This window comes from Agrobacterium tumefaciens (assembly GCF_005221385.1).
Taxonomy (GTDB): Bacteria; Pseudomonadota; Alphaproteobacteria; order Rhizobiales; family Rhizobiaceae; genus Agrobacterium; species Agrobacterium tomkonis.
In genome coordinates this window covers 40,892-47,742 of the sequence record NZ_CP039906.1, presented here as the reverse complement: position 1 = coordinate 47,742, position 6,851 = coordinate 40,892, and the positions used below count along the sequence as shown (strand labels likewise).

Below are 6,851 nucleotides of genomic sequence, written 5' to 3'. Positions count from 1 at the left end.
GCGGGCATCACTGTGGACAGCAGACAAAGATTCATCGTTCCGGCAAAGGATACCCCTTGCCGGTTCGTGAACGCTCGACTATGTTGGGAGTTGAAGTCAGGGCTCCCAAAAAGCCTACGTCTTAACTGACCAAAAACCCCTAGCCGTTACCAGCGGCGAGGGGTTTTTTCGTTATGCCCTTGTTTCTTTTTCGATTAATAACCTCAAAGCTTCTTCGACCAGCTGCGCACGTGATGCCGCACCACGTTTGGCCTTGATCTTATCAAGACAGTCCACCAAGTCGGCGGGCAGGTCTGTGTTGACAAAAACACGCCCAGCCTCCCGCAAACGCTGGCGATGGGCGGCAACTTTTTCTCGAACAGGTGTAGGTGCGCGATTCATAGTTACTAGAAACGCCGATTCGTGCTGATTCTGCAAGGTGCAAATTTGCGGGTTGCAGGTTTCTACAATTTCCAAGTGAGCCAGCCGCCTCGCTCGGCAAGGTCCTTATGCCTCAAGGACAACCCCTTCCACCGGGTAAATGCTCTCGAACCTGCAATAAGCGCGGCACCAGTCGGCCGCCACCGGCGACAACCAAATAATCAGCTGGAGGATGTTGGCGTAGTGCTTGCGCAAATCCCAATAGAGCACGGTTTCATGATGGGCCAGCCTATTGCGCAACGTCCGGATCGCGCTCAATGACTTTGTGAAATCCTTGCGGCGAAGGCCCTTGCCATCCTCGCGCCTGGCGATGTCCTTCAGGGTCTGCTGCCACAAGTTCTCGTATTCCTTGCCGAGCATGGCGGTCCAAAAGCCGAAGGTCAGCGCTGCCACGATGCGGGCAGGTGTGTCATCCTTACCCTTCTCGGCAAGGTCTTCGCGGGCTCTGGCGAGCATGTCGACCTGGGTGGGGTTCAGCTGGTGTTCGGGCATATCGAACCAATTTTCCCCATGGGCCTTGGACATGACCTGATGGATGCGGTTCCGCAGGGCCACTTCCAGCATATGCAGAGGCAGATGCAGGCTCTCGCTCAGCAGGGCATTGAGGGTGTAGAGGGCAACGGCCTTGTTGCGGTCTGCCCCGGCCCAACCCAAGTAGGTGCCGAACCTGTCGGCCGACAGGGTATCCTCTAGGCCCTCATAGGGTATGGTCTCGTCTGTACTCATGGTGGTCATCGTAGGTCCCGGGGGGTTGATTTGTCCCCCACCCCTGTATATATCTTGCTTCGTAAACCCCGGTACCGTCTCTGCCCTAGGCATGCGGCCGGGGTAATTCATTTCTGAGGGAGTGCCTGGTCACTCCTTGGAGCGCTTACCCTTCGGGGTCTCCACCCTCTTCCTCTCCGCCAACCTCTTCTTCTTCTCCATGTCGAAGTCGGGCTCCAGATCCTTGATGCGCTGGATCAGGCCATCGAGGTGATAGGTGTTGGCACCCCAATCCCCTGCCGAGGTCTTGTGTTGCACCCGCTGGATGAGACCTGCCTTCTCCAGGGCCTTCATGTTGGGCTTGATGGAGGAGGGCTTGATGCCGATGCGGTCGGCGAGCTGCTGCTTGGTGGGGAAGGGAGGACGATCCGGCGACCAGAAGAGATCGAGCAGGTGCATCAGCAGACAGAACTGCGTGCTGTTGATGCCGAGCCGATGCTGGGAGCGGATGAGGATCGTGGGGATGGCGGCGTAACCATGGCTTTTCACCTTCTTGCCCCAGATCTTCTCGAAGCTACTGGGTGCGGGGTCGGAAGGCTTGGCCGGAAAGGCGACGACGGTGTTGTCCTGGGCGATCATTGGAAATCTCGCAAACATTGAATGTAGTGAGAATGTGAGGGAAGAAAGCCGCCGCTTCAATAGGTGTCCTGAGCGACGGTAGGCTAGAATTCTACCGCACCTGCCTACCCGTGTTTCGTCTACCTGGCTTATAGCGCTGAATGCATTGCGCTGTTTAGTGGTGACGTTTTGGCCCCCACCTGGGCCGGATTGATCACCCACCGTAGGGTAATAGTTTTGCCTACCCCAAACGCATTTTTCTTCAGAAAATCCTGCGTTCACAGCGGTTCTAGCAAGTTTCAAGACCTTCTGCCAGCGTCAACGGCAGAGATTCGGGCCATGGCGGGCGGGATGGAGAGCGCGAGAGGCGGGGCGCGGGCGCCTCTCGACTGGTTGCGGGCGGGTCGATCCCGGCCGGAACCAGCCATCCGCTTCGTCATCAGCATATAAGCAGATTGCAAGCTGCTAGCTTTTTATACGGGAAAAACCCGGCACGAAGGCCGGGTTTCCAATGTCGTGAGGGCTCCGGTTCCACTATTCGGCTGCCGATACCATCGGGGAGGTTTCCGGCTGATGCTCATCCTGAACGGTCGAGCGGAACACACCCGGGAGCCATAGCTTTCCGGCCAGCGCCTTTTCCGCCATCTCCACGGCCTCGGCCTTCGGGGCCTTGCTTGCCGCCTTGACGGAAGACTTCGTGCAACCGGCATCCTCCATCACCTCGGCAATCTGAGCTTTCGACAGACGGGAGAGGAAGGGCGCTTCCGGCTTCCAATGCTGCTTCATGTCAAGCTTCAAGGCTGCGGCAAGCCGATCCGCATGGGCGAGGCGTTCGCGGTCGTGATCGTGCTTGGCCTCGACAGCATTGATATTTGCGGCGGTGACGACGGCCAGAAGCTCCATGAGTTCGGTCTGATCCTGTTCCAGCAGCCATTCCCAAAGATCGGCCGGATCGCCGGGGAGCTTGTAGCCCCAAGCCTCATGAATGCGGGTCCACTCGTTGAGGACTGCACTTGCCTCCGGTTCTTTGATCGACGGGCTGAGGTCCTTCAACTGGCCGCTGACCTCGACCGCCGATCCGATCCGCCAATAGGTGCGCCCGGTGAGGAAGGTATTCAGGACCAGCGGGTAGAGCATGACGGCAAGGGCAAGCTCGGGACGCAGGACCAGTTCATTGCGCATTGCGGCGGTGCGGATCGCCGTCAGTTCCTCGACCAGCGCGGCGGAATAGGAAGTCTGCTGCTCGGCGTTTTCGTCATCCTCCTGATTGCGAGACAGGGCGAGAGGGTTTCCACCGCTTGTACCGGCTTCATCCTGCTCAACATCGGAACTTACAGCCTCTGGCTGGGGTCGGTTCCGGCTCGGGGCGGAATGACACCCTAAGCGCTTGCCTCCGTGGGCCAGAGATATTCGCCGGTGAGCAGGATGTGCGCCCAGCCCAGAGGAGAGATATGGGCTAAGAGCTCGGGCGGGACATCAAGGCCCTCGTTTCGTCGTTCGACCACGGCGTGGCTGAGATGGACGGTGTTCCAGTAAATGATGATCGCCGTGAGCAGGTTCAGCCCGGCGATCCGGTAATGCTGCCCCTCCGTGGTTCGATCCCGGATTTCACCCTGCCTGCCAATGCGCAAGGCATTCTTGAGTGCATGATGAGCCTCGCCCTTGTTGAGGCCGATCTGGGCGCGCCGCTGCATATCGGTGTCGAGAATCCACTCTATAATAAAGAGAGTGCGCTCGACGCGTCCGATCTCGCGCAGAGCCGCCGCCAAATCGTTCTGTCGGGGATAGGACGCCAGTTTCCGGAGCAACTGGCTCGGCCTGATCTTGCCGGCAGCCATCGTGGCGGCGCACCGGAATAGATCAGGCCAATTTGCGACGATCAACTCTTCCCGGATTTTGCCGCCGACCAGGCCGCGTAAATCCTTCGGCGTTGCTGCGGGGGCGAACACGTAGAGCCGTTTCGATGGTAAATCACGAATACGCAGGATGAGGCGATAGCCAAGCATGGCGCTGATGCCGAAGAGGTGATCGGTAAAGCCGGCCGTATCGGCATATTGCTCTCTAACCTGCCGACCTGCCTCATTCATCAGCAAGCCGTCGAGGATGTACGGTGCTTCGCTGACCGTTGCGGGAATCGTCTGTGACGCAAACGGCGCGAACTGGTCATTGACGTGGGTGTAGGCTTTCAGCCCGGGTTCATTGCCGTATTTGGCGTTGACCATGTTCATGGCCTCGCCCTGCCGGGCCGACGGGAAGAACTGACCATCGCTTGATGCAGTCGTGCCCGTGCCCCAGAACCGGGACATCGGAAGCTTCCCCTGCGCGGTCACCACCATTGCCAGCGCCTGGTCCATAGCCTCGCTCTCGACATGCCAGCGGGCGAGGCGCGAGAGCTGCCAGTAATCATGTGTGTTTGAAGCTTCCGCCATTTTTCGGAGGCCAAGATTTAGTCCTTCGGCGAGAAGGACGTTCAGCAAGCCGACCCGGTCGGCGCATGGCGCTCCGGTTCTCAGATGGGAGAAGGTGTCGGAGAAGCCAATCGCCTTATCAACCTTCAGCAAGATGTCCGTGATCCGCGCCGCCGGCATTCGACGATAAAGATCGAGAACAAGCTCCTCTGCGTTTTCGGGAACGTCCGCGGTGAGCCGATCGATGCGCAGCGTTCCATCTTCGATGCTGCCATGGGGAATAGTCCCATCCCGAGCGGCACGCGCCAGCCGCTTCAAACCGTCCGCAAGACGGGCTTTGCGATCTGTCAGCCAGGCTTGAGGATCAATGGGAACTGCCAGCTTGGCGTTTGCCTGCGCCGAGGTTAACGGTACAAGGACCTGCTTGAGATCACCGTATCGGCGGGAATGATCGAGCCATATGTCACCCGATCGGAAAGCATCGCGAAGATGGAAGAGGACCGCAACCTCCCATAAGCGGTTGTCATTCCCATCTTGCGCGCGGAGATGACGATGCCATTTCGAATTCGGTCGCAAGAAGGACACACTGGTTGGTGTCGGCGCACGCGTTTCACCGATGGCTTTCGCAGCTACAATCAATGGTTCGGCTACCGGCGCGGCCTTGAGCCTCAGGCATCGTAACATCCTTGAAGCATATCGACGGAAGCGATGATAACCTTGTCCTACATGAGCGAGTGGCTCGTCTGCCAACGTGCTGGTAAGCTGCGTCCCTGCCGCGACCAATTGTTCAAGTTGATGCCATTCAGCTGATCGCGCCAATACATTTTCCAGCGGAACGCCATCGTCGCGGGCTTCCAGCAATGAGGCTCCCAACGCCGTGAAAGCGCGAAGCGTATCAGTGACGGCCGCTTTGGAACTGGCAATCCGCTCGTCATGAAGTCGTTTGGCTTCCCGCCAGGTTTTCCCGACGATGCGGTCGTGGGTCTCGACGATGGCGTCGGCAATTGCCGCTTCCCATTCGACGGCGCAAACGGCGAGGATCGCCCACCTTCGATCAGAGCTGATATCGCGCAGCCCGTCAGTGAAATAGCGCTCGCCTTGCCGACACAGGCGCGCGATGCGGTGTGGCGGGATACCCACGAGGATCTGAGGATCGATCTTCAGACCGCGCAGGAGCTCCAGCCGATCAAGCAAGCGGTTCGCTGACGCGGAATTGCTGCCGACCTCGAACTGGCGAAGCCAGATGAAGCGGCTGATATTTCCGTTCACCATTTCAGTCAGAAGCCCGTCCAGGCGCTCACGCGCATCAAGGTCGAGCCGGTCGGCAATTCGTGTCTCGATGCGTCGCTCGGCGGCAACGAGAGCATCCGCGCACAGGCGCTCTATCGTGGACACCGCTGGCAGGATCGTCACCATTTTCCTGCATTGCGAGACGAAGCGCTGCGCCAGATCTTCGTTGGACCTGGCATCTTCGGCCTGATCGAAAAGCCAGTCTCGCAAATCGCGGGCGCCACGGCCTGCGAACGCCTTGTAACCGTAAATCTCGCGCAAGGCTTCCATATGCTGCTGACGAGTTTGGCGGCGAGTGGCGTAAGTGAGAAGCGCATCGGCCGGAACACCGAGTTGCGCTCCGATGAAGGACAGAACTTCTTGCGGGATCAGCTCGCCGGGTGTCAGCGCACGACCGGGATAACGAAGGGCGCAGAGCTGTAAAGCGAACCCGAGCCGATTTTCCGGTCTACGCCGTTCACGGATATGTTCCAGATCGTCGTCGGCCAGTGTGTAATGCCTGAGCAGCAACAATTCGTCGGTTGGCAAGTCGAAGAGTGCCGAGCGCTGTCGCTCGGTGAGAATATGTCGTCGTGGCATACCAGAATTGTCCCCATTGAAGTTTAGTCTGTTTTGGACAACAATTGGCCCCTACAAATCAAGGTCTTCCGGCACCAAAATCCACGAGGGTTCAATTGGGACAGCGCGCCGCCATCTATTGCCGTGTCTCGACAGCTGATCAGTCCTGTGAACGACAGGAGCGAGATCTCACTTCCTTTGCCGAGCGTGCCGGCTACACGATCGCCGGTGTCTACAAAGAGACGAGCTCCGGAGCGAAGCTGGATCGAGCCGAACGGAAGAAGGTCATGGCGCTCGCCCAGGCCAGAGGCATCGATCTGGTTCTGGTCACCGAACTTTCCCGATGGGGACGATCTACGATCGATCTTCTCAACACATTGCGTGAACTGGAAAGTCGGAAGGTCTCGGTGATCGCCATGAGCGGCATGACCTTCGATTTGGCCAGCCCGCACGGCCGGATGCTCGCGACGTTTCTGTCCGGGATTGCGGAGTTCGAGCGCGATCTCATCAGCGAGCGCGTGAAATCCGGACTTGCCGCAGCCAAGGCACGCGGGAGACGGCTTGGACGACAGCCCGGTCAGCGCCCAAAGTCGGACAGGCTCGCCCCGAAAGTACTGGCGCTCATCGCGGAAGGCCGCAGCTATCGCTGGATCGCCCGCGATCTGGCAATCAGCAAGAATACGGTTGCAGATATTGCCAAGCGCTACAGGGAAAGCAAATGCGCCAGAGCGTGAAGTGCGCGTGCGGCAGAAACAATCGGCTCAATGACAGAATCGTATGGCATGAAAAATCCATTGTCGGGAACCAAAGTTCTTGCACAAGTTTCGTCGCTCTCGTCGGTTGTGGCGACCG

The 6,851-nt window shown here is 58.6% G+C and carries 6 protein-coding genes; 1 reads left to right on the top strand and 5 read right to left on the bottom strand.

Annotated elements, in window-relative coordinates; translation table 11 throughout:
* Window positions 1-171 precede the first annotated feature (171 nt).
* The 5 genes from CFBP6623_RS26650 to CFBP6623_RS26630 all read right to left on the bottom strand — a co-directional run bounded on the left by CFBP6623_RS26650 (window position 172) and on the right by CFBP6623_RS26630 (window position 6,020).
* Window positions 172-456 carry a ribbon-helix-helix domain-containing protein gene (locus CFBP6623_RS26650; protein WP_232370483.1) on the bottom strand — a complete coding sequence of 95 codons (285 nt, stop codon included), beginning with the start codon at window positions 454-456 and terminating at the stop codon, window positions 172-174.
* A 30-nt stretch (window positions 457-486) separates the two neighbouring features.
* Window positions 487-1,155, bottom strand: coding sequence for an Abi family protein (locus CFBP6623_RS26645; protein WP_232370484.1), 669 nt, complete (start codon window positions 1,153-1,155; stop codon window positions 487-489).
* 120 nt (window positions 1,156-1,275) lie between these two features.
* Window positions 1,276-1,764, bottom strand: coding sequence for a hypothetical protein (locus CFBP6623_RS26640; protein ID WP_080843397.1), 489 nt, complete (start codon window positions 1,762-1,764; stop codon window positions 1,276-1,278).
* A 513-nt stretch (window positions 1,765-2,277) separates the two neighbouring features.
* Complete coding sequence (locus CFBP6623_RS26635; protein WP_080843398.1) at window positions 2,278-2,925, bottom strand: hypothetical protein; 648 nt, start codon at window positions 2,923-2,925, stop codon at window positions 2,278-2,280.
* A gap of 197 nt (window positions 2,926-3,122) precedes the next feature.
* Window positions 3,123-6,020, bottom strand: coding sequence for a Tn3 family transposase (locus CFBP6623_RS26630; protein WP_075657592.1), 2,898 nt, complete (start codon window positions 6,018-6,020; stop codon window positions 3,123-3,125).
* Window positions 6,021-6,115: 95 nt separating this feature from the next.
* On the opposite strand from CFBP6623_RS26630, the gene CFBP6623_RS26625 reads away from it, so the two are divergent.
* On the top strand, window positions 6,116-6,733 hold the full coding sequence (locus tag CFBP6623_RS26625) for a recombinase family protein (protein ID WP_075657591.1): 618 nt from the start codon (window positions 6,116-6,118) through the stop codon (window positions 6,731-6,733).
* Window positions 6,734-6,851: the final 118 nt, after the last annotated feature.